At 72.4% G+C, this 24,211-nt stretch carries 19 protein-coding genes; 11 read left to right on the forward strand and 8 right to left on the reverse strand.

Annotation, left to right across the window (positions count from 1 at the left end):
* Positions 1-338 precede the first annotated feature (338 nt).
* The 4 genes from V6U79_RS01820 to V6U79_RS01835 all read left to right on the forward strand — a co-directional run bounded on the left by V6U79_RS01820 (position 339) and on the right by V6U79_RS01835 (position 6,188).
* A complete protein-coding gene (locus V6U79_RS01820) occupies positions 339-1,619 on the forward strand; it encodes an ABC transporter substrate-binding protein (protein ID WP_334613238.1) in 1,281 nt (426 codons plus the stop codon).
* A gap of 125 nt (positions 1,620-1,744) precedes the next feature.
* Positions 1,745-2,755, forward strand: a complete 1,011-nt coding sequence (locus V6U79_RS01825) for a carbohydrate ABC transporter permease (RefSeq protein WP_334613239.1) — start codon at positions 1,745-1,747, stop codon at positions 2,753-2,755.
* Between the two features lie 152 nt (positions 2,756-2,907).
* Positions 2,908-3,750: a carbohydrate ABC transporter permease gene (locus V6U79_RS01830; protein ID WP_334613389.1), complete on the forward strand. Its 843-nt coding sequence runs from the start codon at positions 2,908-2,910 to the stop codon at positions 3,748-3,750.
* Positions 3,747-6,188: a glycoside hydrolase family 2 protein gene (locus V6U79_RS01835; RefSeq protein ID WP_442933733.1), complete on the forward strand. Its 2,442-nt coding sequence runs from the start codon at positions 3,747-3,749 to the stop codon at positions 6,186-6,188. The genes V6U79_RS01830 and V6U79_RS01835 overlap by 4 nt, the downstream gene beginning before the upstream one ends.
* A 183-nt stretch (positions 6,189-6,371) precedes the next feature.
* Here the strand turns inward: V6U79_RS01835 and ilvD are convergent, their stop codons facing one another.
* On the reverse strand, positions 6,372-8,219 hold the full coding sequence (gene ilvD / locus V6U79_RS01840) for a dihydroxy-acid dehydratase (RefSeq protein ID WP_334613240.1): 1,848 nt from the start codon (positions 8,217-8,219) through the stop codon (positions 6,372-6,374).
* A gap of 110 nt (positions 8,220-8,329) precedes the next feature.
* Here ilvD and V6U79_RS01845 point away from each other — a divergent pair, with 110 nt between their 5' ends.
* The 4 genes from V6U79_RS01845 (at position 8,330) to ilvC (ending at position 14,517) form a co-directional block, all read left to right on the forward strand.
* On the forward strand, positions 8,330-10,741 hold the full coding sequence (locus tag V6U79_RS01845; protein ID WP_334613241.1) for a putative bifunctional diguanylate cyclase/phosphodiesterase: 2,412 nt from the start codon (positions 8,330-8,332) through the stop codon (positions 10,739-10,741).
* Positions 10,742-10,977: 236 nt separating this feature from the next.
* Positions 10,978-12,903, forward strand: a complete 1,926-nt coding sequence (locus V6U79_RS01850) for an acetolactate synthase large subunit (RefSeq protein ID WP_334613242.1) — start codon at positions 10,978-10,980, stop codon at positions 12,901-12,903.
* Positions 12,903-13,418, forward strand: a complete 516-nt coding sequence (ilvN, locus tag V6U79_RS01855) for an acetolactate synthase small subunit (protein ID WP_088963577.1) — start codon at positions 12,903-12,905, stop codon at positions 13,416-13,418. The genes V6U79_RS01850 and ilvN overlap by 1 nt, the downstream gene beginning before the upstream one ends.
* An 85-nt stretch (positions 13,419-13,503) precedes the next feature.
* Positions 13,504-14,517, forward strand: a complete 1,014-nt coding sequence (gene ilvC / locus V6U79_RS01860) for a ketol-acid reductoisomerase (protein WP_334613243.1) — start codon at positions 13,504-13,506, stop codon at positions 14,515-14,517.
* A gap of 95 nt (positions 14,518-14,612) precedes the next feature.
* Here the strand turns inward: ilvC and V6U79_RS01865 are convergent, their stop codons facing one another.
* On the reverse strand, positions 14,613-14,819 hold the full coding sequence (locus V6U79_RS01865) for a hypothetical protein (RefSeq protein WP_334613245.1): 207 nt from the start codon (positions 14,817-14,819) through the stop codon (positions 14,613-14,615).
* 266 nt (positions 14,820-15,085) lie between these two features.
* Here V6U79_RS01865 and serA point away from each other — a divergent pair, with 266 nt between their 5' ends.
* Positions 15,086-16,684, forward strand: a complete 1,599-nt coding sequence (gene serA, locus V6U79_RS01870; protein WP_334613246.1) for a phosphoglycerate dehydrogenase — start codon at positions 15,086-15,088, stop codon at positions 16,682-16,684.
* Positions 16,685-16,744: 60 nt separating this feature from the next.
* Here serA and V6U79_RS01875 read toward each other — a convergent pair whose 3' ends face one another.
* Both V6U79_RS01875 and V6U79_RS01880 read right to left on the reverse strand, forming a co-directional pair.
* Positions 16,745-17,101, reverse strand: a complete 357-nt coding sequence (locus tag V6U79_RS01875; RefSeq protein WP_334518988.1) for a hypothetical protein — start codon at positions 17,099-17,101, stop codon at positions 16,745-16,747.
* A 360-nt stretch (positions 17,102-17,461) separates the two neighbouring features.
* Complete coding sequence (locus V6U79_RS01880) at positions 17,462-18,337, reverse strand: FAD:protein FMN transferase (RefSeq protein ID WP_334613391.1); 876 nt, start codon at positions 18,335-18,337, stop codon at positions 17,462-17,464.
* A gap of 222 nt (positions 18,338-18,559) precedes the next feature.
* On the opposite strand from V6U79_RS01880, the gene V6U79_RS01885 reads away from it, so the two are divergent.
* On the forward strand, positions 18,560-19,591 hold the full coding sequence (locus V6U79_RS01885; protein ID WP_334518986.1) for a 3-isopropylmalate dehydrogenase: 1,032 nt from the start codon (positions 18,560-18,562) through the stop codon (positions 19,589-19,591).
* Positions 19,592-19,769: 178 nt separating this feature from the next.
* Complete coding sequence (locus V6U79_RS01890; RefSeq protein WP_334613247.1) at positions 19,770-20,867, forward strand: branched-chain amino acid aminotransferase; 1,098 nt, start codon at positions 19,770-19,772, stop codon at positions 20,865-20,867.
* A gap of 820 nt (positions 20,868-21,687) precedes the next feature.
* Here the strand turns inward: V6U79_RS01890 and V6U79_RS01895 are convergent.
* The 4 genes from V6U79_RS01895 to V6U79_RS01910 form a co-directional block, all read right to left on the reverse strand.
* On the reverse strand, positions 21,688-22,461 hold the full coding sequence (locus V6U79_RS01895; RefSeq protein ID WP_442933734.1) for a tyrosine-protein phosphatase: 774 nt from the start codon (positions 22,459-22,461) through the stop codon (positions 21,688-21,690).
* Positions 22,462-22,481: 20 nt separating this feature from the next.
* Positions 22,482-22,940, reverse strand: coding sequence for a PRC-barrel domain-containing protein (locus tag V6U79_RS01900; RefSeq protein WP_334518979.1), 459 nt, complete (start codon positions 22,938-22,940; stop codon positions 22,482-22,484).
* Positions 22,941-23,097: 157 nt separating this feature from the next.
* Positions 23,098-23,628, reverse strand: coding sequence for an alkylhydroperoxidase, AhpD family (ahpD, locus tag V6U79_RS01905; protein ID WP_334613249.1), 531 nt, complete (start codon positions 23,626-23,628; stop codon positions 23,098-23,100).
* A 1-nt stretch (position 23,629) separates the two neighbouring features.
* Positions 23,630-24,190 carry a peroxiredoxin gene (locus tag V6U79_RS01910; protein ID WP_334613250.1) on the reverse strand — a complete coding sequence of 187 codons (561 nt, stop codon included), beginning with the start codon at positions 24,188-24,190 and terminating at the stop codon, positions 23,630-23,632.
* Positions 24,191-24,211: the final 21 nt, after the last annotated feature.

Raw genomic sequence — 24,211 nt, forward strand, 5'->3', positions numbered from 1 at the left:
GCGCCGGGTTCACCGGCGGCCCTCACGCTACCGCGACCGGTCGGCGGGCTCTGCCCGCCATCGGTCGACCTGCGCCGTCGTGCGACATCGGCTACTTGCACGGTTAAGCGTACGGCCTGACCCGCCGGTCCACGTCAGCCTCTGGGTGGGTCCAGCTGCGCGGGGAAGCGCTCCACCACCCATGGTTACGCTCCCATTGAGCCCTGGTGTGCCCGAAGAGCCGCGTCGTTCACCGACCGTTGACAGTGCTGAGGTCGGACCGTACGGTGGCCTCACTTATCCGGTTCAGTCAACGTTCCTCGATATGCGGAGCGTTCCCGTTTGGCGCGGAGGATGACATGAAAAGGTCCTGGACCCACTGGGCCCGCGCGGCGACGGCCGGCGCCGTGAGCCTGTTCCTGGTCGCCGGATGCAGCGGCAGGAGCACCACCGACTCCGACTCCGGCGACGGCACGGTCACCCTGAAAATCAACTTCTGGGGCGACTTCGGTCTCCAGGACCTCAAGACCAGGTACGAGGCCGCCAACCCGAAGGTGAAGATCCAGCTCAACTCGGGCGAGTACAACGCCCAGCACGAGGATCTGCAGAAGAAGCTCGTCGCCGGCTCCGGCGCCGCCGACATCGCGGCCATCGACGAGGGCTTCATGGTCCAGTTCCGCGGCCAGTCCGACAAGTTCGTCAACCTGCTCGACAAGGGCGCCGGCTCCTACGAGAGCAAGTACCTGCCCTGGAAGTGGAAGCAGTCGCTGTCGGCCGACGGCAAGACCCAGATCGGTCTCGGCACCGACGTCGGCGGTCTGGCCATGTGCTACCGGACCGACCTGTTCGCCGCCGCCGGGCTGCCCACCGACCGGGACCAGGTCTCCGCCCTCTGGCCCACCTGGGACAAGTTCCTGGAGGTCGGTCAGCGGTACACCGCCAAGACCGACAAGAAGTTCATCGACGCGGGCACCAACCTGTTCAACCCGATCCTCGGCCAGCAGCAGGTCGGCTTCTACGACGAGCAGGAACAGCTCCGGATGGAGCAGGGCCCGAAGGTCGCCTTCGACTACACCGTCAAGGCCGTCCAGGCCGGGCTCTCGGCCAACCTGGTCAGCTTCCAGGCCGACTGGGACAAGGGCTTCACCAGCGGCGCCTTCGCCGTCCTCGCCTGCCCGGCGTGGATGCTCGGCCACATCAAGGACACCGCCCCCGGGACCGAGGGCAAGTGGGACATCGCCGCGGTGCCCGGCGGTGGTGGCAACTGGGGCGGGTCGTTCCTGACCGTCCCGAAGCAGGGCAAGCACGTCGATGAGGCGTACAAGCTGGTGGAGTGGCTGATCCAGCCGGAGCAGCAGATCGAGATCTTCAAGAAGGTCGGCAACCTGCCGTCCCAGCCGGCGCTCTACGCCGACCCGGCGATCGCCGAGTTCAAGAACCCGTTCTTCAACGACGCCCCGGTCGGACAGATCTTCCCGAAGATGGCGCAGGGCCTGACCCCGCAGTACCTGGGCAGGAAGAACGGCCCGACGCGGGTGGCGGTGGAGAACGTCATCCGCCGGGTGGAGAACAGGACCCTGAAGCCCGACGCCGCCTGGACCGAGGCGGTCCGGGAGGCAGAGAAGGCCGGCAGGTCCTGACGAGCCGGTGACCGGCGGCGCGGCGGGCACGGCACCGCTGCGCCGCCGGCCCGGCCGGCGACACCGCACGGGCCCCGACGCCCGCCCGTACCCCTGTCCCCTCCCCGGCCCTGGAGTGTGTCCCGATGTCCACCACCCGTGCCGCGCCCGCGCCGTCGCGCCGCCGAGCCGCGCCAGGGCGCGGCGGCTCCGGACCCTACGAGCGCCGGCTCACCTGGCGCAACCGGCTGTACCGCTTCGACATGCGCTACATGCCGTACCTGATGATCGCCCCGTTCTTCCTGCTCTTCATCGTCTTCGGGCTCTTCCCGCTGGTCTTCAACGGCGTGGTGTCGCTGCGCAACTACCAGCTCGACGATCCGACGCTGCCGTACTGGGCCGGCGTCGAGAACTTCACCCGGCTCGCCGACGACGAGGACTTCTGGAACGCGCTGTACAACACCTTCGGCATCTTCCTGCTCTCCTCGGTGCCGCAGCTGCTGCTGGCGCTGGTGGTGGCCGCCCTGCTCAACCGGAGGCTGCGCGGGCAGACCTGGTGGCGGGTCGGCATCCTGCTGCCGTACGTCACGCCGATCGTCGCCTCGACGATGGTGTTCAGCGTCTTCTTCTCCCGCGACTTCGGCATCGCCAACTGGGCGCTCGCCCTGTTCGGCGTCGGGGACCAGGAGCCGATCGACTGGCGGGCCGACAAGCTGCACTCCTGGATCGCCATCGCCACGATGGTCAACTGGAAGTGGATCGGCTACAACGCCCTGCTCTACCTGGCCGCCATGCAGTCCATCCCGCGCGACGTCTACGAGGCCGCGGCGATCGACGGCGCCGGCCCGTGGCGGCAGCTCTGGGGGATCACCGTGCCGATGATCCAACCAGTCATCGTCTTCACGGTGGTGCTCTCCACCATCGGCGGTCTCCAGCTCTTCACCGAGCCGATGCTCTTCGACCCCAATGCCCAGGCCGCCACCGGTGGACCGAACGGCGAGTGGCAGACCATCGCCCAACTCATCTACAAGGTGGGCTGGAAGGATTTGAACCTCGGCTACGCCGCCGCGATGTCCTGGGCGCTCTTCCTGATCATCCTGGTCGTCGCCGGCATCAACACGCTGCTGACGAACCGTCTAGCGGGAGGCCGTCGGTGAGCGCGAGGAACGCAGCGGAGCGGAGTCCCGCAGTCGCGAACGAGGGCGGCGCGGTGAGCGCGAGGAACGCAGCGGAGCGGAGTCCCGCAGTCGCGAACGAAGGTGGCGCGGTGAGCGCGAGGAACGCGGCACGGCGCAAGCGGCCCGCCCTGATGGGCCGGGCGCCGCAGGACACCCCGGCCGGCCTCTGGACGTACCTGCTGCTGGCCACCACCATGCTCTTCGCGGCCTTCCCGCTGTACTGGATGTTCGTCATCGCCACCAGCGACGACGAGGCGCTGGCGAAGATCCCGCCGGCGCTGCTGCCCGGCGAGCAGTTCATGGTCAACGTCGACGAGGTCTTCTCCCTCCAGGACGTCTACTTCGCCGCCTCCCTGGTCAACAGCGTCATCGTCGCCACCGTGGTCACCGCCTCGGTGCTCTTCTTCTGCTCCCTGGCCGGCTTCGCCTTCGCCAAGCTGCGGTTCAGGGGCAGCAACGCGCTGATGCTCTTCGTGGTGCTCACCCTGACCGTGCCCAACCAGCTGGGCATCGTGGCGCTCTACATCGTGATGGGCCGGCTGGGCTGGAACGGCACCCTGCTCGCGGTCATCGCGCCCGGCCTGGTCACCGCGTTCGGCGTGTTCTACATGCGGCAGTTCATCGTCAACACGGTCCCCGACGAGCTGGTCGAGTCGGCCCGGGTCGACGGCGCCACCACCATGCGCGTCTACGCCACCATCGTGCTGCCGGCGATCCGTCCGGCGCTGGCCGTGCTCGGCCTGCTCACCTTCGTCGCCACCTGGAACGACTTCCAGTGGCCGCTGATCACGCTGAGCGGCACCGACTACCCGACGTCGATGGTCGCCATCTCCGACCTGGCGAGCGGAAACTATGTGATCTACCGGCGGGTGCTGGCCGGCGCGTTCATCGCCACCATCCCCCTGCTGGTCATGTTGTTCATCGGCGGCCGTCAGATCGTCCGCGGAATCATGGAAGGCGCGGTGAAGTCGTGATCCACCAGAGGCTGCACGAGGGCTGGGAGCTGCGGGCCGTACCGGGACAGCAGGTGCCGGCGGAGGTCGCCGGCCGGGCCGTGCCGGCCACCGTGCCCGGCTGCGTGCACACCGACCTGCTCGCCGCCGGCCTGATCCCGGACCCGTTCGTCGACGACAACGAGACGGCGCTGGCCTGGATCGGTCGCACCGACTGGAGCTACGGGACCACCTTCGCGCACGAGCCGGGCGACGAGGACCGGGTCGACCTGGTCTGCGCCGGGCTCGACACGGTCGCCACCATCACCGTCAACGGCACCGAGGTGGGCCGCACCGAGAACATGCACCGCGGATACCGGTTCGACGTGCGGTCCCTGCTGCGGCCGGGCGCCAACACCCTGGCCGTCCGGTTCGACTCGGCGTACCGCTACGCGCAGGCCCGGCGGGACGCCCTCGGCGACCGGCCGAACGCCTACCCGGAGCCGTTCCAGTTCATCCGCAAGATGGCCTGCAACTTCGGCTGGGACTGGGGGCCCACCCTGGTTACCGCCGGGATCTGGCAGGAGATCGGGTTGCACGCCTGGTCCACCGCCCGGCTCGCCGCCGTCCGTCCACTGGTGGCCGTCGCCGACGGTGAGGGGCGGGTGGAGCTGCACGTCGAGGTGGAGCGCGCCGCGGACACCCCGTTGAGCGTGCGGGCCACCGTCGCCGGCGCGGCCGTCGAGGTCGTGATCCCGGTGGGGGAGCGCACGGCCGTGGCCACCCTCACCGTCCGCGACCCGGAGCTGTGGTGGCCCCGGGGGTACGGCGCGCCGGCGCTGCACCGGCTCGACGTCACGCTCTGCGCGCCGGACGGCCGGACGCTGGACGCCTGGTCCCGTCGGATCGGCTTCCGCTCGGTACGCCTCGACACCACCCCCGACGCGCACGGCACCCCGTTCGCCCTGCACGTCAACGAGGTGCCGGTCTTCGTCCGCGGGATCAACTGGATCCCCGACGACCCGTTCCCGAGCCGGATCACCCGGGACCGGCTGGCGCACCGGCTCGGCCAGGCCGCCGAGGCCGACATCAACCTGCTCCGGGTCTGGGGCGGCGGCCGGTACGAGTCGGAGGACTTCTACGACCTCGCCGACGAGCTGGGCCTCCTCGTCCAGCAGGACTTCCTCTTCGCCTGCGCGGCGTACCCGGAGGAGGAGCCGTTCGCCACCGAGGTGGCCGCCGAGGCCGCCGAGCAGGTCACCCGCCTCGCCGGCCACCCGTCCCTGGTCCTGTGGACCGGCAACAACGAGAACATCTGGGGCTGGCACGACTGGGACTGGCAGGAGCCGCTGGCCGGTCGCACCTGGGGGCGGGGCTACTACCTCGACCTGCTGCCCCGGATCCTGGGCGAGCTGGACCCGACCCGGCCCTACTGGCCGGGCAGCCCGTGGTCGGGTCGCGAGGAGATCTACCCCAACGACCCGGCGCACGGCACCACCCACATCTGGGACGTCTGGAACACCGACGACTACACGAAGTACCGGGAGTACGTGCCGCGCTTCGTCGCCGAGTTCGGCTACCAGGCGCCGCCGGCGTACGCGACGCTGCGCCGGGCGCTGAGCGACGAGCCCCTGGCCCACGACTCGCCCGGGATGGCCCACCACCAGAAGGCCGCCGACGGCGACGCCAAGCTCCAGCGCGGGCTGGACGCGCACCTGCCGGCGCCGGCCGACTTCGACGACTGGCACTTCCTGACCCAGCTCAACCAGGCCCGGGCGATCCAGCTCGGGGTGGAGCACTTCCGCTCCCACCGGGAGGTCTGCGCCGGCACCATCGTCTGGCAGCTCAACGACTGCTGGCCGGTCACCTCCTGGTCGGCCATCGACGGCGACGGCCGGCGCAAACCGCTCTGGTACGCGCTGCGCCGGGCGTACGCCGACCGGCTGCTCACCGTCCAGCCCCGCGACGGCGGGCTGGCCCTGGTGGCGGTCAACGAGACCGGGCAGCCGTGGCGGGCCCAGGCGACGGTGACCCGGCTGACCCTGGCCGGCGAGCCGAGGGCGAAGACCTCGGCCCAGCTCGACGTCCCGCCGTACTCGGCGGTGACGCTGGCGCTGCCGGCGGACCTGGCGCGGCCGGAGGAGGCCCGCCGGGAGCTGCTGGTCGCCGAGGCCGGTGACACCGCGCGGCGGGCGCTGTGGTTCTTTGCCGAGGACCGGGACGCGCGGTGGCCGGCGGCCCGCTTCGACGCGACGGTCGAGCCGGTCGACGGCGGCCAGCGGGTCCGGGTCACCGCCCGGACGGTGCTGCGCGACCTGACCCTCTTCCCGGACCGGCTCGACCCGGCCGCCGAGGTCGACGAGGCGCTGGTCACCCTGCTGCCCGGGGAGTCGGTCACCTTCACCGTGCGTGCCGACGCGCCGCTGGACCCGGCGGCGCTCACCACCCGCCCGGTGCTGCGTTGCGTCAACGACATCTGAGGTGACGGGGGTCGCACCGCCGGCTGCCTGACCCGACCGCTACCCGCCGTGGTCGTGGCGGGATCGAAAACCCCGACGAGCGTGATACCTCGGAGGCATCAAGATGCCTCTGAGGTATCACGCTTCACCCGGCATCCACCCTGGACGCCGTCGTGGCCGACTGCACGGGCCGCGCCGCGCCGCCTACTCCGGCACCCGCCGGTACGCGCCGTCGCTGGCCGAGGTGGCCATGGAGGCGTACGCGCGCAGCGCCGCCGACACCGGCCGCTGCCGGTCCGCCGGGGTGTACGGCTTGTCCCGCTTCTCCTCGGCGACCCGCCGCGACTGGAGCACGTCATCGGGCACGTTCAGGGCGATGGACCGGCCCGGGATGTCGATGACGATCTCGTCGCCCTCCCGGACCAGCGCGATCAGCCCGCCGGAGGCCGCCTCGGGGGAGACGTGGCCGATGGAGAGCCCGGAGGTGCCGCCGGAGAACCGGCCGTCGGTCAGCAGCGCGCAGGCCCGGCCCAGCCCCCGGCCCTTGAGGAAGGAGGTGGGGTAGAGCATCTCCTGCATGCCGGGGCCGCCCTTCGGGCCCTCGTAACGGATCACCACCACGTCGCCGGCGACGACCTCCTTTGCCAGGATGGCCGTCACCGCGTCGTCCTGCGACTCGTACACCTTCGCCGGCCCGCGGAAGGTCAGGCACTCCTCGGGCACCCCGGCGGTCTTCACCACGCAACCGTCCGGGGCGAGGTTGCCGTGCAGGATGGCCAGCCCGCCGTCGGCCGAGTACGCGTGCTCCCGGTCCCGGACGCAGCCGCCGGCCGCGTCGGTGTCCAGCGACGACCAGCGGTTGGTGGTGGAGAACGGCTCGGTGGTGCGCACCCCGCCCGGCGCGGCGTGGAACAGCTCGACCGCCTCCGGCTTCGGCGAGCCGCCCCGGACGTCCCAGTCGGCCAGCCACTGCGTCAGCGTGGGGGAGTGCACCGCGTGCACGTCCCGGTGGAGCAGGCCGGCGCGGTCCAGTTCGCCGAGGATGGCCGGGATTCCACCGGCCCGGTGCACGTCCTCCATGTGGTACTGCGGCGAGTTCGGCGCCACCTTCGCCAGGCAGGGCACCCGGCGGGAGATGGCGTCGATGTCGGCCACCGAGAAGTCCAGCTCCGCCTCCCGGGCGGCGGCGAGCAGGTGCAGGATCGTGTTGGTGGACCCGCCCATCGCCACGTCCAGGGCGACCGCGTTCTCGAAGGCGGCGCGGCTGGCGACCGCGCGGGGCAGCACCGAGGCGTCGTCGCCGTCGTACCAGCGCTTGGCGATCTCCACGACGGTGCGGCCGGCCTCGACGAAGAGCGACCGGCGCGCGGCGTGGGTGGCCAGCGTCGACCCGTTGCCGGGCAGGGCCAGGCCGATCGCCTCGGTCAGGCAGTTCATCGAGTTGGCGGTGAACATGCCGGAGCAGGAGCCGCAGGTGGGGCAGGCGGAGCGTTCGATCTCGCCGAGCTGCTCGTCGGTGACCGCCTCGTTGGACGAGGCGATCATCGCGTCGATCAAGTCGATCTTGGAGTGCACGATCCCCTCGATCGCCACCGTCTTGCCGGCCTCCATCGGCCCGCCCGAGACGAAGACGGTCGGGATGTTCAACCGCAGCGCGGCCAGCAGCATCCCCGGGGTGATCTTGTCGCAGTTCGAGATGCAGACCAGGGCGTCCGCGCAGTGCGCGTTGACCATGTACTCCACCGCGTCGGCGATCAGCTCCCGGCTGGGCAGCGAGTAGAGCATCCCGCCGTGACCCATGGCGATGCCGTCGTCGACGGCGATGGTGTTGAACTCGCGTCCCACCCCGCCGGCCTCGGCGACCGCGTCGGCGACCAGACCGCCCATGTCCTTGAGATGCACGTGACCCGGGACGAACTGGGTGAAGCTGTTGGCGATGGCGACGATCGGCTTGCCGAAGTCGTCGTCGGTCATCCCGGTGGCCCGCCAGAGGGCCCGGGCGCCGGCCATCGTCCGACCGTGGGTGGATGTCCTCGACCGCAGCTCAGGCATGGATACCAGTCTGACACCGCCACCGCGACGCCCCCCGCCGGTCGCGCCGTGTCCCAACAGATGCACACCCGGTGCCCCGCGGGGGGCCGCCATCCGGCACCCTGGAGGGCGTGGGTTCACCTCCGGGCATGGTCGCCGTCGCGGTGCTGAGCGGCCTGGTGGCCGCGGCCGCCACCGTGCTGCTGGCCGGGTCGGCCCGGCGGCGCACCGGCCCGCACCGCCAGTCGTATGCGCTGCTGGCCGCCGCTGCGGCGCTCGCCCTGGTCGGTCTGCTGGTGGGGGTGGGGGTGGTGCTCGGCGACCCCGACCACCCGCCCCATCCGGCGCGACTCAGCGGCTGGCCCGTACTGATCTCCATCGCGGTGGCGGCGAGCGGTCTGGCCGCCGCCGCCGGCCTGCTCCGCCTGCCCGGCGCGGTGGTCTCCCGGGCGGCGACCGCGCGGCTGCTGCTCGACGCGCTGATCATCGCGACGGCCCTCTGGTTCGTCGGCTGGGTGCTCTTCTCCGCCCCGACCCGGCTGCTCGGCACGGTCACCCCGGTGGCCTGCCCGGCGATCCTGCTGGCCACGGTCAACGCCGCGCTGACCGTCGGGCTCACCCTGATCGTGCTGCTGCGGGCCGACCCACCCCGGGGGCGGCTCGGGCTGCTCGGCCTCGGCGTCACCACCACCGCCGTCGGCGGGCTCGGGGTCACCGGCGGCGTCTGCCAGGGTGGCCCCACGATGGCTCTGGCCAGCGCCGCGCTGCTCGCCCTGGGGCTGCTGGCCGTCGCGCTGGCGGTGCACCGGGTGGAGCAGCCCGGTCAGGTCGACGTGGACCTGATCCGCCGCGACGGCGCGTACGCCTTCGTCCCGATGTTCGCGATGGCCGCCTCGGCGATGTACCACCTGGCCGAGGGCGGCCCGTTCGACGCGCTGGGCATCGTCGCCGGCAGCGTCGAGGGCTTCGCCCTGGTCGCCCGGCAGTACCTCACCCTCAACGACATGCGCGGGTACGCCGGCCGGCTGGCCGAGCGGGAGGCGCACTTCCGGGAGCTGGCGCACACCGACTCGCTGACCGGGCTGGCCAACCGGCGCGGCCTGCTGCGGGAGATGCAGCGCTGCGCCGACGAGGGCGTCGGCTGCGTGCTGCTCGGGCTCGACCTGGACGGCTTCAAGAACGTCAACGACATGCGCGGCCACGACGTCGGTGACGTGGTGCTGGTCGAGGTCGGCCGGCGGCTGCGCGGCAACCTGCGCCCCGGCGACCTGGCCGCCCGGCTCGGCGGGGACGAGTTCGCCGTGCTGATGCGGGGCCGTCCGGACGACGCCGGCCCGGTGGCCGAGCGGCTGCTCGGGGTGCTCGGGCGGACGTACGAGCACCCGGACGGGCCGGTCTTCCTCTCCGTCAGCATCGGGATGGCCGGCCAGTGCGGCGAGCCCGACCAGGTGGCGCTGCTGCGCCACGCCGACCTGGCGCTGCGCTACGCCAAGCAGCGCGGCAAGAACCGGATCGAGCGTTACGACGGCACCCACGACCAGATGCTGCTGCGGCGGACCCGGGTGGAGCACGAGCTGCGCGGGGCGATCGAGCGCAACGAGCTGCGGCTGGTGTTCCAGCCGGTCGCGTCGCTGCCCTCGGTCCGCCCGGTCGGCGCGGAGGCGCTGCTGCGCTGGCACCACCCGGAGCTGGGCAACGTCCGCCCCGACGAGTTCATCCCGCTCGCCGAGGAGTGCGGGATGATCGCCAAGCTGGGCGCCTGGGTGCTGCACCAGGCCTGCTGGCAGCTGTCCCGCTGGCTGGCCGACGGCCACGACGTCTGGGTGTCGGTCAACGTCTCCCCGCGCGAGCTGCACGCCCCGGAGTACGTCGTGCAGGTCGCCGAGGCGTTGCGCGCCCACCACGTGCCGCCGCAGCGGCTGGTGCTGGAGGTGACCGAGCACGCCGTCGCCACCGACCTCGACGAGCTGATCCGGCGGCTGACCGCGCTGCGGCACACCGGGGTGCGGATCGCGCTGGACGACTTCGGCGCCGGATACTCCTCCCTCGGGCAGCTGCGCCGGCTGCCGATCGACATCCTGAAGATCGACCACAGCCTGGTCGCCGAGCACGAGCCGGTCCGTCCGGTGGACCGGGACGGGCCGGCCTTCGCGCCGATGGTCGACATCGTCATGCGACTGGGCCACCAGCTCGGCCTGGAGGTCATCGCCGAGGGGGTGACCTCGCCCACCGAGCTGGCCGCGGTGGTCGCCGCCGGCTGCCGGTTCGGCCAGGGCGCGCTCTTCGGCTGGGGAGTGCCGGCGGAGCACCTGGAGGCGATGCTGGAGGCCGCCACCTCGCCGGGTGCCCGGCCCGCGCCGCCGCCACCGCCACCGCCGGCCGCGCCGGTGCGCCCCGCCCCGTCGCCGCTCCTGCCGCGGCTGCGGTCCTATCCGCCCGCGGCGGCGCCGGCGGTGCCCGCGCCGCGCGTCGGTGGGACGGGATCATCGCAGGTCGGGCCGGTCGTCGGCCCCTCCCGGGGAGACGACGTCCCCCGTTCGTGAACCAACATGTGGGATCAGTTGACTCATCGCGTGAGATGCGTCAGGCTGGTCCACATGTCGTCGATCCGGTCGCTGCGAGTACTTACCTGAGCGCACTCTCCTTCACCGAGAGTGCGCTGGCCCCGTGCATCTGCACGAGGGCCGTTTTTATTGCCGTCGGACCCCACCGGGGCGGGCACCCGCCCGCGTCACACGTGTCGAAGCCGCACCCACTCCAGCCGAAGGCCTGAACCGCAATGACGAGACCCACGCCAGAGACCCTCGCCCACTCCGCCCGGCGGGCGCGCACGGCCGCCGAGCCGGCCAGCGACGCCGACCACACCCCCGCGCCGCGCTCCGGCGCCGTCCCGGCCACCCCGGCCGGTGGTGGCCGGGCCGTCCCGGACGGAGCCGCCGCGACCGTACGGCCGGTTGCGCCGGCGCAGGTCTCCGGCGCCGGTTCGCTGGTGCGCTCCCTCGAGGCGCTCGGCGTCGAGGTCGTCTTCGGCATCCCGGGCGGGGCGATCCTGCCCGCCTACGACCCGCTCTACGACTCCAGCGTCCGGCACATCCTGGTCCGTCACGAGCAGGGGGCCGGGCACGCCGCGACCGGGTACGCGCAGGCCACCGGCCGGGTCGGCGTCTGCATCGCCACCTCCGGGCCGGGCGCGACCAACCTGGTCACCCCGATCGCCGACGCGTACATGGACTCGGTGGCGATGGTCGCGATCACCGGCCAGGTCGCGCGGCCCTCGATCGGTACGGACGCCTTCCAGGAGGCGGACATCCAGGGCATCACCCTCCCGATCACCAAGCACAACTTCCTGGTGCAGACCCCGGAGGAGATCCCGCAGGTGCTCGCCGAGGCGTTCCACCTGGCCTCGACCGGGCGACCCGGGCCGGTGCTGGTCGACATCCCCAAGGACGTCCTCCAGGCGCCGACCACCTTCGCCTGGCCGCCCGCCCTGGACCTGCCCGGCTACCGGCCGACCCTGCACCCGCACGGCAAGCAGATCCGCGAGGCGGCCCGGCTGATCTCCGGTGCCCGCCGCCCGGTGCTCTACGTCGGCGGCGGCGTGCTCAAGGCCGGCGCCACCGAGGGGCTGCGCAAGCTGGCCGAGCTGACCGGCATCCCGGTGGTCACCACGCTGATGGCGCTGGGGGCGTTCCCCGACTCGCACCGCCAGCACCTGGGCATGCCCGGCATGCACGGCACCGTCGCCGCGGTCTACGGCCTGCAGAAGTCCGACCTGATCGTGGCGCTCGGGGCGCGCTTCGACGACCGGGTCACCGGCAAGCTGGACTCGTTCGCGCCGGACGCCACCGTGGTGCACGCCGACATCGACCCGGCCGAGATCGGCAAGAACCGGCACGCCGACGTGCCGATCGTCGGCGACGCCAAGCACGTCATCGACGAGCTGATCGCCGCGGTCACCACCGAGCGCAACGCCGGCCGCCGGGCCGACCTCGGCGACTGGTGGACCCAGCTGGACGACCTGCGCGAGCGCTACCCGCTGGGGTACGAGGAGCCGTCCGACGGCACTCTCTCCCCGCAGTACGTGATCAAGCGGCTGGGCGAGATCGCCGGTCCGGACGCGATCTACGTCGCCGGCGTCGGGCAGCACCAGATGTGGGCCAGCCAGTTCATCTCGTACGAGAAGCCGGGCACCTGGCTGAACTCCGGCGGCCTCGGCACCATGGGCTACGCCGTTCCGGCGGCGATGGGCGCCAAGGTCGGCAGGCCGGAGACGGTGGTCTGGGCGGTGGACGGCGACGGCTGCTTCCAGATGACCAACCAGGAGCTGGCGACCTGCGCGCTGGAGGGCATCCCGGTCAAGATCGCCGTGATCAACAACGGCAACCTCGGCATGGTCCGGCAGTGGCAGACGCTCTTCTACGGCGAGCGCTACTCCAACACCGAGCTGGGCACCCACAAGCACCGCATCCCGGACTTCGTGAAGCTGGCCGAGGCGCTCGGCTGCGTCGGCCTGCGCTGCGAGACCGCCGAGGACGTGGACAAGACGATCGAGGCGGCGATGGCGATCACCGACGCCCCGGTCGTCATCGACTTCACCGTCGGCAAGGACGCCATGGTCTGGCCGATGGTGGCCGCCGGCACCAGCAACGACGAGATCATGTTCGCCCGTGGCGTCCGCCCGGCCTTCGACGAGGACGAAATCTAATGACCCTGCACACCCTGTCCGTCCTGGTGGAGAACAAGCCGGGCGTCCTCGCCCGGGTCTCCGGCCTCTTCTCCCGGCGCGGCTTCAACATCGACAGCCTCGCCGTGGGCGAGACCGAGAACCCGGACGTCTCCCGGATCACCATCGTGGTCAACGCCGAGTCGTCCCCGCTGGAGCAGGTCACCAAGCAGCTCAACAAGCTGGTCAACGTACTCAAGATCGTGGAGCTGGACCCGCAGGTCTCCGTCGCCCGGGAGCTGCTGCTGGTCAAGGTCCGCGCGGACCGCAACGCCCGCGCGCAGGTGCTGGAGACGGTGAACCTGTTCCGCGCCCGGGTGGTCGACGTCGCCCCGGACACGCTCACCATCGAGGCCACCGGCACCCCCGACAAGCTCGACGCGCTGCTGCGCGACCTGGAGCCCTTCGGCATCAAGGAGATGGTCCAGTCCGGCACGGTGGCGATCGGGCGCGGCTCGCGCTCCATCACCGCCGGCCCCGCGCTGCGCGCCGCCTGATCCGACCCGTCGGCGCTCCGCGCCGCCCGAACCACCACACAAGTCCACGACGGGCCGCTCGGACCGCCGTACGAAAGGGAAGTCAATGAGCGTTGAGGTGTACTACGACGACGACGCCGACCTGGGCCTGATCCAGGGCCGCAAGGTCGCCGTGATCGGGTACGGCAGCCAGGGCCACGCCCACGCGCTGTCGCTGCGCGACTCGGGCGTCGACGTGGTGATCGGCCTGCCGGCGGGCTCCCGGAGCCGGCCGAAGGCCGAGGAGCAGGGCCTGCGGGTGCTCACGTCGGCCGAGGCGGCGGCCGAGGCCGACGTCATCATGATCCTGGCGCCGGACACCGCGCAGCGCGCCCTGTACACCGAGGCGATCGCGCCCAACCTGGCCCCCGGCAAGGCGCTCTTCTTCGGCCACGGCTTCAACATCCGGTACGGCCTGATCACCCCGCCGGCCGACGTGGACGTGGCGATGGTCGCCCCGAAGGGCCCCGGTCACCTGGTCCGCCGGCAGTACGTCGACGGCAAGGGGGTGCCCTGCCTGGTCGCCGTGGAGCAGGACGCCAGCGGCACCGCCTTCAAGCTCGCCCTGGCGTACGCCAAGGGCATCGGCGGCACCCGGGCCGGCGCCATCCGGACCACCTTCACCGAGGAGACCGAGACCGACCTCTTCGGCGAGCAGGCGGTGCTCTGCGGTGGCGCGGCGGCGCTGGTGCAGACCGGCTTCGAGGTGCTCACCGAGGCCGGCTACGCCCCCGAGGTGGCCTACTTCGAGTGCCTTCACGAGCTGAAGCTGATCGTTGACCTGATGTACGAGGGCGGTATCGCCCGGATGCGCTACAGCGTCTCCGACACCGCCGAGTACGGCGACCTCTCCCGCGGCCCGCGCGTCGTCGACGCCCGGGTCAAGGAGGAGATGCGCAAGATCCTCGGTGAGATCCAGTCCGGTGAGTTCGCCCGCGAGTGGGTCGCCGAGGACGAGGCCGGCCGCCCCAACTTCGCCAAGTGGCGGGCCGAGGGCGCGGCGCACCCGATCGAGGAGACCGGCCAGAAGCTGCGCTCGATGATGAGCTGGGTGGACCGGCCGATCACCGAGACCGCCTGACGGACGTTCCGCACCAGGCCGCGGCCCGCGACCCGACGCTCTTCCCGGCGTCGGGTCGCGGGCCGCGTGCGTGCCCGGTCCGCTACCGGCACGGATCACTCCGGGCCGGCGCCGACCGCTCCAGCCGCCCGGCGCAGCGCCACCGCCTCGTCGGCGGCCGCGGTCCGGCCGGGGACCGACCGGCCGGAGACTTTCACCTGTTGGGACCGGGTGATCAACGCCTCGGCCGGCCTCGGGCCGTACCCGAGCGGGGCGCGTCGGGCGAGTGGGCGCAGCAGTGCGACGCGGACGGCCGGTGACATGGGCGAACTCCCTCCCACTGGGGGTGCTGCGTCCGTTGTGGCGGAGCGGTTCCACCGGGGGCGCCGGATGAACGAGGGATGACCGGGGTGCGACGACGCTGTGTGAGGGCGCTCACCCCGCAGTCCGGGACACGCCGGTGGGTGCGGCACCTACCATCCCTGGTAGGTGCGTTGCCGGCACCTGACGGCCATGGCATGGATCAGCGCAGGGCGCACCGCGGCGCCCCGTCGCCCCGGCCGACCGCATACGACGTCTACGAGGACCGATGAATCCTGTCGTACTGATCGCCGAAGAACTCGCTCCCGCCGCCATCGAGGTGCTCGCGCACGACTTCGACGTACGCCACGTCGACGGCACCGACCGCCCGGCCCTGCTCTCCGCCCTCTCCGAGGCCGACGCGGTGATCGTGCGCAGCGCCACCCAGATCGACGCCGAGGCGATCGCCGCCGCGCCGCGTCTCAAGGTGGTGGCCCGGGCCGGCGTCGGTCTGGACAACGTCGAGGTGCCGGCCGCCACCGCGCGGGGCGTGATGGTGGTCAACGCGCCCACCTCCAACATCGTCTCGGCCGCCGAGCAGGCCGTCGCGTTGCTGCTCGCCGTCGCCCGTAACACGGCCAGCGCCAGCGCGGCGCTGAAGGCGGGGGAGTGGAAGCGGTCCAAGTACACCGGCGTGGAGTTGCAGGGCAAGACCGTCGGCGTGGTCGGCCTCGGCCGCATCGGTGTGCTCTTCGCCCAGCGCATCGCCGCCTTCGGCACCCGGCTGATCGCCTACGACCCCTACATCCAGCCGGCCCGCGCCGCCCAGCTCGGCGTCCGCCTGGTCGGCCTGGAGGAGCTGCTGCGGGAGGCCGACTTCATCTCCATCCACCTGCCGAAGACCCCGGAGACCGTGGGCCTGATCGGTGAGAAGGAGCTGGCCGTCGTCAAGCCCGGCGTGCGGATCGTCAACGCCGCCCGGGGTGGCCTGGTCGACGAGCAGGCCCTGGCCGACGCGATCGCCGAGGGCCGGGTCGCCGGCGCCGGCGTCGACGTGTACGCCAAGGAGCCGTGCACCTCGTCGCCGCTGTTCGCCTTCGACAACGTGGTGGCCACCCCGCACCTGGGCGCCTCCACCCACGAGGCGCAGGACAAGGCCGGCCTGGCCGTGGCCAGGAGCGTCAAGCTGGCGTTGCAGGGCGAGTTCGTGCCGGACGCGGTGAACGTGCAGGCCGGCGGCGTGGTCGCCGAGGACGTCCGCCCGCTGCTGCCGCTGGCCGAGAAGCTCGGCCGGGCGTTCACCGCGGTGGCCGGCGGGGTGGCCGCCAGCGTCACCGTCGAGGTGCGCGGCGAGATCGTCAGCAACGACGTCTCGGTGCTCAAGCTCGCCGCCACCAAGGGGCTCTTCAGCTCCGTGGTGGAGGAGCAGGTCACCTACGTCAACGCGCCGCACCTGGCCGCCGAGCGGGGCGTCGAGGTCACCCTCGACACCCAGGCCGAGACGGTCGACCACCCCAACCTGGTCACCGTCCGCGGCGCGCTGCCCGACGGCCGTACGGTCAGCGTCTCCGGCACGGTCACCCACACCGGCGTCCGCGACGTCATCAAGCTGACCGAGGTGGACGGTTTCGACGTGGAGATCGGCGCGGAGGGCATCCTGCTCTTCCTGCGCTACGCCGACCGGCCGGGTGTGGTCGGCACCGTCGGCACGCTGCTCGGCGAGGCCGGCGTCAACATCGCGGCGATGCAGGTGGCGCGCCGGGAGGCCGGCGGCGAGACGCTGATGACCCTCACCGTCGACCAGGCGCTCGGCGCCGACCTGCTCACGTCGGCGGCCGACTCGATCGGCGCGACCTCGGCCAGCGCCGCGGACCTGCGCGACGAGTAGTCCACACGCGACCCATCGGGGGCTCGGCCGCCACGGCCGGGCCCCTCGTCGTACGGGGAGTCAGGGAGCCACGTACGACGGTGGCGGGTAGACCGAGCCGTCCTGGGCGTCGAAGAGCATCAGCCCGTGCTCGCCGGCCAACCGCTCGATGTCGAGCAGAACCTGGTCCTCGCAGGTCGGAACCAGGTTGAGTTCCACATGGTCGCTGGCCGCGTGCAGCGGCGCGACCTCCCACGGGGTGCCCGGGACGGGCGGCCGGTCCGGATAGGTGGCCGTGATGGCCCGATAGAAGCGAACCACCCGGGGGTCCGGGTACTGGTCGCTGTGGCGTCCCTCGCGGCACCGCCGCACCGCCGCCCGGACGTCCTCGGGCGTGGCCCCGTCAGGCAGGGCCCACACGCTCAGATCGAAACTCACGGCGCACAGCGTGCCATCAACACTTCACCCGGACGCAACTGACCCGCCGTGCGGCGGGGAGAGGATGTCGCAGGTCCGACCGGGACGGTCCGCTGTGGAGACTCTTGCGTCGAGTTGCGTCGATTCGCTAGCGTACCGGTGCGGTCGCCGGCTGGGCGGGGGCGTCCGACCCGTCTTCGGGTGACGAGGTCAGGCGTCCGACCGGCCGGTCCGCACCCCTCGATTGCGCGAGCCACGCGCACTCGTCGCTGACCGGCCCCCACGGTCGTTGCCGAGACCGTGGGGGCCGATCGCGGGGCCCGCCGACCGCGCCACGGTGTGGACCCCCTCCACACCTCGGCCGGCGCGCCGCCCGGCGCCTCAGCGGCGCCGGTGGGCGAAGAGAGCCTGATATCCCGAGTCGTTGCGGAACCACGCCAGCCCGGTCGGGCCGGCGGCGTACAGCGCGGTGGCGTAGGCGTCGGCGACCGTGAGGTCGGGCCCGACGACGGTGGCGGCGACCAACTGCTCGGCCGGCTCGCCGGTGTGCGGGTCGACCACGTGGCCGCGCCGGCCGCTGACCCCGGAGGTGCCCACCGCACCGGCGGTCATCTCCAGCACCAGCGGTGGCCGGCGTCCGTCGGTCGGGTGGTGCACGGCCACCCGCCAGGGGCCGCCGTGCGCGGCGTGCCCGCGGACGGTCAGGTCGGCGCCGGAGAGCACCGCGTAGTCGACGATGCCGGCGGCGCGCAGCCGGGCCGCGGCCCGCTCCACCGCCCAGCCGTTGAGCAGGCCGCCCGGATCGAAGCCGCCCGGGACGGCCCAGGCGTCGAACCAGCCGTCGGTGGCGGCGCGCATCTCCGCGCAGCGGTCCACCAGGTCGGCCAGCGGCGGGTACGACTCGGGGCTGATCTCGTCGCGCCGCAGCCGGGAGACCAGGCTGTCCGGGCGGGTCGGCCCGTAGGTGAGGTCGATCGCGCGCAGCTCGGCGACGGCGTCGCGCAGCGCGTCGCCGACGGTGCGGCGGCCCAGGTGCTCGGGGGCGTTCAGCAGGAGCGAGTACTCGGCGGTGCCGGTCCGGACGGTGTGCTGGACGGCGATCCGGTCGCCGGTGGCGGCGCCGGAGCGGTCGACCCGGTGGCTGCGCGTGCCCAGCCGCAGGTCGGGTCGGCGGAGGGTGAACGCCGCCTGGCCCACCCACCGGGTACGTGGCTGTTCGTCCGTCCGTACCGTTGCGTGCCGCTGGTCGATCCGCATCACGACTGCTCCTTCGCCGACGGTGCCGCGGCGCCGCGGCGGGATCCGTCCCGGGCCCCCGTGACCCGTTCGTCTGTGACCCTAGGCAGCGGAGATGACTGCACCATGAATGTCACCTGGGAGACTCCTGAGGCTTCGTCTGTCCCGCATCCTGGAAGATGCGTACCGGGGGGCGGGACGGCGACGTACGGTGCACGAATACGACGAGGTGAGGAGCGCCAGGTGGCACGGATCGCGGTGGTGGCCGGGGACGGGATCGGACCCGAGGTGGTCGGGCAGGCCCGCAAGGTCCTCGACGCCGTGCTCCCCGGGATCGAGGCCACGGAGTACGACCTGGGCGCCGCGCGGTACCACCGCACCGGCGAGGTGCTGCCCGACTCCGTGCTGGCCGAGCTGGCCGGCCACGACGCCATCCTGCTCGGCGCGGTCGGCGACCCGACCGTGCCGCCGGGGGTGCTGGAGCGCGGCCTGCTGCTGAAGCTCCGCTTCGCCTTCGACCAGTACGTCAACCTGCGTCCCTCCCGGCTCTGGCCGGGCGTGTCCGGCCCGCTGGCCAGCGTCAAGCCGGGCGAGGTGGACCTGGTGGTGGTCCGGGAGGGCACCGAGGGGCTCTACGCGGGCGCCGGCGGCACGCTGCACCGGGACACCCCGGCCGAGGTCGCCACCGAGGAGAGCCTGAACACCCGGCACGGCGTCGAGCGGGTGATCCGGGACGCCTTCGCCCGGGCCTCCCGCCGGGAGCGCCGCAAGGTCACCCTGGTGCACAAGACCAACGTGCTGACCCACGCCGGGTCGCTCTGGTCCCGCGCCTTCGAGGCGGTCGCCGCCGAACACCCCGACGTGACCACCGAGTACCAGCACGTCGACGCTGCCGCGATGTTCCTGGTCACCCAGCCTCAGCGGTACGACGTGGTGGTCACCGACAACCTCTTCGGCGACATCCTCACCGACATCGCCGCCGCGGTCACCGGCGGCATCGGGCTCGCCGCCAGCGGCAGCATCAACCCCGACGGGACGTACCCGTCGATGTTCGAGCCGGTGCACGGCTCGGCGCCGGACATCGCCGGCAAGGGCCTGGCCGACCCGGTCGCCGCGGTGCTCTCCGCCGCGCTCCTGCTCGACCAGCTCGGCCACGCCGACGCCGCCGCCCGGGTGGCCGGCGCGGTCGCCACGGAGCTGGCCGGCCGGACCCCGGGCGTACCGCTGCGCACCGAGGAGGTCGGCGACCGGCTCGCCGGCAACGCCGTAGCCTGACCGGGCGGTACGCCGCCCGGCCCCCACCCGGGTCCAGCCGGCCCGCCCCGCGCACCCGATCGGGTGCGTTCGATCCGTGGGGCGGAGCTATCCGCTGAACGACCGTTCGGGGTAAGTTTCTGGCACCAGATCCGGTGTGCGGCACCGCACGCCGTCCAGCCGCAGGGAGGTCAGCGCGATGAGCGGTGGTGACAAGCTCGATTTCGAGATCCGTCCGAATCCCGCGCCGGTATCCGCCGCTGACCGGGCCGCCCTGCTGGCCAACCCGGGCTTCGGCCGGGTCTTCACCGATCACATGGTGACCATCCGGTACGCCGAGGGCAAGGGCTGGTACGACGCCCGCGTCGAGGCCCGCGCGCCGATCCCGATGGACCCGGCCGCCGCCGTCCTGCACTACGCGCAGGAGATCTTCGAGGGGCTCAAGGCGTACCGGGCCGCGGACGGCTCCGTCACCATGTTCCGGCCCGAGGCCAACGCGGCCCGGTTCATCGCCTCCGCGCAGCGGCTGGCCATGCCGGAGCTGCCGGCGGAGACGTTCGTCGAGTCGCTGCGCCGGCTGGTCGAGGTCGACCGGGAGTGGATCCCGGAGGGCCCGGACGCCAGCCTCTACCTGCGGCCGTTCATGTTCGCCAGCGAGGTCTTCCTCGGTGTGCGGCCGGCCAACGAATACCTCTACTGCGTCATCGCCTCGCCCGCCGGGGCGTACTTCGCCGGCGGGGTCAAGCCGGTGACGGTCTGGGTCTCCCCGGACTACACCCGGGCCGCGCCCGGCGGCACCGGCGCGGCGAAGTGCGGCGGCAACTACGCCGCCTCGCTGGCCGCCCAGGCCGAGGCGATCGAGGCCGGCTGTGACCAGGTGGTCTTCCTCGACGCGGTGGAGCGCCGGTTCGTCGACGAGCTGGGCGGCATGAACGTCTTCTTCGTCTACGACGACAACACGCTGGTCACCCCGCCGCTGACCGGCACGATCCTGCCGGGCATCACCCGGGACGCGGTCCTCACCCTGGCCGCCGCCGGCGGGCACCGGGTCGAGGAGCGGCCGGTCAGCTTCGCCGACTGGCAGGCCGACGCCGCCAGCGGGCGGCTGCGCGAGGTCTTCGCCTGCGGCACCGCCGCGGTGATCACCCCGATCGGCCGGGTGCGCTTCCCCGACGGCGAGTTCCTCGTCGGCGGCGGCGAGCCGGGCCGCTCCACCATGACGCTGCGCGAGCAGCTCGTGGCGATCCAGCGCGGCGAGGCCGAGGACTCGCACGGCTGGGTGCGACGGGTGCTCTGACGTCTGCCGCCGTCTGTCGGCCTCGCCCTGCCCGGGTTGGCGCGCAGCCGGTCATTCAGCCCTCGCCGCCGGGCAGAGTGCCACCGATGCGGCTTGCGCGGCCGGGGACGGGTTCCGGCCCGCGCGGTCGCCGACCGGGTTCCGGCTGCCCTTTCCTGGCCCGCCTCTGCGGGCGCCTGCTCTCGGCCCCTCTCCCGGTTCGGCCGCTTTCAGGACGACCGGGCGCAGTTCGGCGCGGACCAGGGGGGCTGCTGGCCTCGCCGCTCTCCGACGGGCGGCGGGACTCGCCCAGTTCACCGGCTCGGTCACCACGGCTCCGGTCGGGAGGACTTCCTGGGTGCGGCTCCTTTCGAGCTGATGACGCAAACGAATCAGCAGGTTGACGTCCGATCACCTCGTCGCGGGACTGCGATCGAGCCGCCGCGGTCACTGTCGGTTGACGGGCGCCGTCCCGGATCGACCAGGCCGGCGGTGGGTCCGCTCGCGGTGAGTCGTTGACGTCATCAGCTCTAAAGGACGCTGAGGACCCCTCCGACCTCTGGCGGGCGCTGAGGGCTCGCCGGACCTTGGGGACGCGTTGAGGAGCCGTCGGACCTTGGGGACGCGTTGAGGACCCGTCCGACCTCGGGACGCGCTGAGCGCCGGTCGACCTCGGGACGAGGCGGCGCGTCCGGGCTCAGGAGTGGCGGCCGGTCTCGGGGTGAGGTGGTGCCGTCCGGTGTCGGTGCGAAACGGTGCCGTCGGTCCCGGCGCACGGTGATCCCTCCCGACCTCCGCACGAGGTGCTGTCGCCCGGCGCGGGCCGGCGAGGCGGGACGGACTACTCCAGCAGGTGCTCGCGGAGGGCGGTGAGCTGGGCGTCGGTCAGGCCGGCCCGGCGCAGGTAGTCCGCCACCGTGCCGTACCGCTGCCGCAGCTCCGTCAGGAAGAGCGTCATCGCCGTGGCCGGGGTGGTGAGCGGCGGCAGCCCCGCCCTCATCTGCTGGCCGGTGCTGGCGAACCAGGCCTGGAACTGGGCGGCCGCCTCGGTGCTCAGCGCGTAGTCGGCGGCGATCTCGGCGTCGGAGACCCCGAGCGCGGCCAGGGTGAGGCCGCAGACGAGGCCGGTGCGGTCCTTGCCCGCCACGCAGTGCACCAGCACGGGCGCGTTCGTCTCGTCGGCGATCAGCCCGACCGCCTCGGCCAGCCCCGCGGCGCCGGTGTCGGCGAGGTCGGCGTACCGGTCGGCGAGGTAGCGCGGGAGGTCCTCGCCCTGCCGGTAGGGGCGCTCACCCCAGTCGACGTGCTCCGGGTGGATGTGGCGGTAGGCCAGCCCGTCCTGCTCGGGCACCCGACCGTCCCGCTCGACCTCCGAGGGCCGGCGCAGGTCGATGACGGTACGGATGCCGAGGGCGGTGAACGCCTCCAGGTCGGCGCCGTCGAGGCGGTGCGGTGAGTCGGAGCGGTAGAGCCGGCCCCACCGCACGGTACGTCCGTCGTGGCCGGGGTAGCCGCCGACGTCGCGGAAGTTGAACATCGCGGAGAAGGGGATTCTGCGATTGACCTCGATGGCGTCCACGTCGACACGGTAACGGCCGGCGGGGCCTCGCCCCACCGGCCGTCAGGTCGGATCGTCTACCGTGCGGTGCCCGGGGGCATGTTTCCGTAGCTCTCGTCGTAGTAGCCGCCCAGCCGGTCCCGGTACGCCGGGTCGCTGTGGCTGTTCTCGTCGTACTCCGGTGCGGCCTTGATCTGGTCCTTGTCGCGGTCCACGTAGACCTTGCGCTCGTCGTGGTTCACCTGGTTGACGGTGCCGGCCGGCAGCATCACCTTCTTGCCGAAGATCCACGGGCCGGTGTCGACGACCAGGTAGCTCCCGTCGACCTCGTGGCTCGCGCTGTCGATCTTGCCGATGCTGCCGTCGGTCGCCTCGACGTTGTAGCCGACCAGGTCGACGTCGGCCACCCCGGCGTGGTCGCGGTAGCTCCACGGGTCGAACGGCCCGCCGGGTGCGCCCCCGGCGATGGCGCCCCGACCGTCATCGATCATCGGGTCGGTCGCCCCCTGCGTGCTGCGCGGGTCGAGCCTGTCCATGACTGCTCCTGCCTCGACTGCGTTGGTCGTATCGGAGTGAACGTGCTCCGTGTCGGAAGAAGCAGGTACCCGGGCCGGCGAGCCTCCACACTCGGTGACCGGAAACGACGATGGGCCGACCCGCGGCACGCGGTGTCGGCCCATCGGGGTGACCGGGTCAGGCCAGCGCGGCCTGCGCGTCGAGCGCCACCGCGGCGGCGTGTACGACGGCGGCGATGCGCAGCCCCTCGTGCACCTGCTCCCGGGTGAACCCGGAGGAGCGCAGCGTCTTCTCGTGCGACTCCAGGCAGACGCCGCAACCGGTGATCGCCGAGACGGCGAGGCACCAGAGCTCGAAGTCGCCCTTCTCCACACCCGGCTTGGCGATGATCTGCATCCGCAGCCGGGCCGGCATCGACGCGTACTGGTCGTCGCCGATGAGGTGCTTGGCCCGGTAGTAGACGTTGTTCATCGCCATGATGGTGGCGGCGCCCTTGGCGGCCTCGACCGCCTCCGGGGTCAGGTGCGTGGCCGCCTCGGCGGCGATCTCCCGCAGCACGACCGGGTTGCGGGCCGCGACCGCGCAGGCCAGGGCGGTGCCCCAGGCCTGCTCCGGCTTGAGCGTCGAGGTGGCGACGGTGGAGCCGAGGTTGAGCTTGATGTCCTTGGCGTACTCGGGCAGCGCCGCCTTGACCGCGTCCAGACCCATGTCAGACCCCGGCGCCGGCGAGGAGCGCGTTGGCGTCCAGGGTCTCGCCGCCCTTGTTCCAGTTGCACGGGCAGAGCTCGTCGGTCTGCAGGGCGTCGAGCACCCGCAGCACCTCCGAGACGTTCCGGCCGACCGAGCCGGCGGTCACCATGGCGAACTGGATCTCGTTGTCCGGGTCGACGATGAAGGTGGCGCGCTGGGCGACGCCGTCGGAGCCGAGGACGCCGCAGGCGGCGGTCAGCTCGCGCTTGATGTCGCTGAGCATCGGGAAGGGCAGCTCGCGCAGGTCGGGGTGGTCCTTGCGCCAGGCGTAGTGGACGAACTCGTTGTCCACCGAGACGCCGAGCACCTGGGCGTCGCGGTCCGCGAACTCGTCGTTCAGCCGGCCGAACTCCGCGATCTCCGTCGGGCAGATGAAGGTGAAGTCCTTCGGCCAGAAGAAGACCACCCGCCACTTGCCCTCGTGGGACTTGTGGTTGATCGTCTCGAACGCCTTGTCGGCCTCGAGCGACACGCAGGCGGTGAGTTCGTACTCGGGGAAGCGGTCACCGACAGTGAGCACGGGTCCTCCTTGACAGCGGCC

Origin of the sequence: Micromonospora psammae, from assembly GCF_036902725.1 — a bacterium.
Lineage (GTDB): Bacteria > Actinomycetota > Actinomycetes > Mycobacteriales > Micromonosporaceae > Micromonospora.

What these genes read in the sequence shown, in the direction of transcription:
- V6U79_RS01820 (WP_334613238.1), top strand. Translation starts at nt 339, where the DNA reads ATGAAAAGGTCCTGGACCCACTGGGCCCGCGCGGCGACGGCCGGCGCC.
- V6U79_RS01825 (WP_334613239.1), top strand. Translation starts at nt 1,745, where the DNA reads ATGTCCACCACCCGTGCCGCGCCCGCGCCGTCGCGCCGCCGAGCCGCG.
- V6U79_RS01830 (WP_334613389.1), top strand. Translation starts at nt 2,908, where the DNA reads ATGGGCCGGGCGCCGCAGGACACCCCGGCCGGCCTCTGGACGTACCTG.
- ilvD (WP_334613240.1), bottom strand. Translation starts at nt 8,219, where the DNA reads ATGCCTGAGCTGCGGTCGAGGACATCCACCCACGGTCGGACGATGGCC.
- V6U79_RS01850 (WP_334613242.1), top strand. Translation starts at nt 10,978, where the DNA reads ATGACGAGACCCACGCCAGAGACCCTCGCCCACTCCGCCCGGCGGGCG.
- ilvN (WP_088963577.1), top strand. Translation starts at nt 12,903, where the DNA reads ATGACCCTGCACACCCTGTCCGTCCTGGTGGAGAACAAGCCGGGCGTC.
- ilvC (WP_334613243.1), top strand. Translation starts at nt 13,504, where the DNA reads ATGAGCGTTGAGGTGTACTACGACGACGACGCCGACCTGGGCCTGATC.
- V6U79_RS01865 (WP_334613245.1), bottom strand. Translation starts at nt 14,819, where the DNA reads ATGTCACCGGCCGTCCGCGTCGCACTGCTGCGCCCACTCGCCCGACGC.
- serA (WP_334613246.1), top strand. Translation starts at nt 15,086, where the DNA reads ATGAATCCTGTCGTACTGATCGCCGAAGAACTCGCTCCCGCCGCCATC.
- V6U79_RS01880 (WP_334613391.1), bottom strand. Translation starts at nt 18,337, where the DNA reads ATGCGGATCGACCAGCGGCACGCAACGGTACGGACGGACGAACAGCCA.
- V6U79_RS01890 (WP_334613247.1), top strand. Translation starts at nt 19,770, where the DNA reads ATGAGCGGTGGTGACAAGCTCGATTTCGAGATCCGTCCGAATCCCGCG.
- V6U79_RS01900 (WP_334518979.1), bottom strand. Translation starts at nt 22,940, where the DNA reads ATGGACAGGCTCGACCCGCGCAGCACGCAGGGGGCGACCGACCCGATG.
- ahpD (WP_334613249.1), bottom strand. Translation starts at nt 23,628, where the DNA reads ATGGGTCTGGACGCGGTCAAGGCGGCGCTGCCCGAGTACGCCAAGGAC.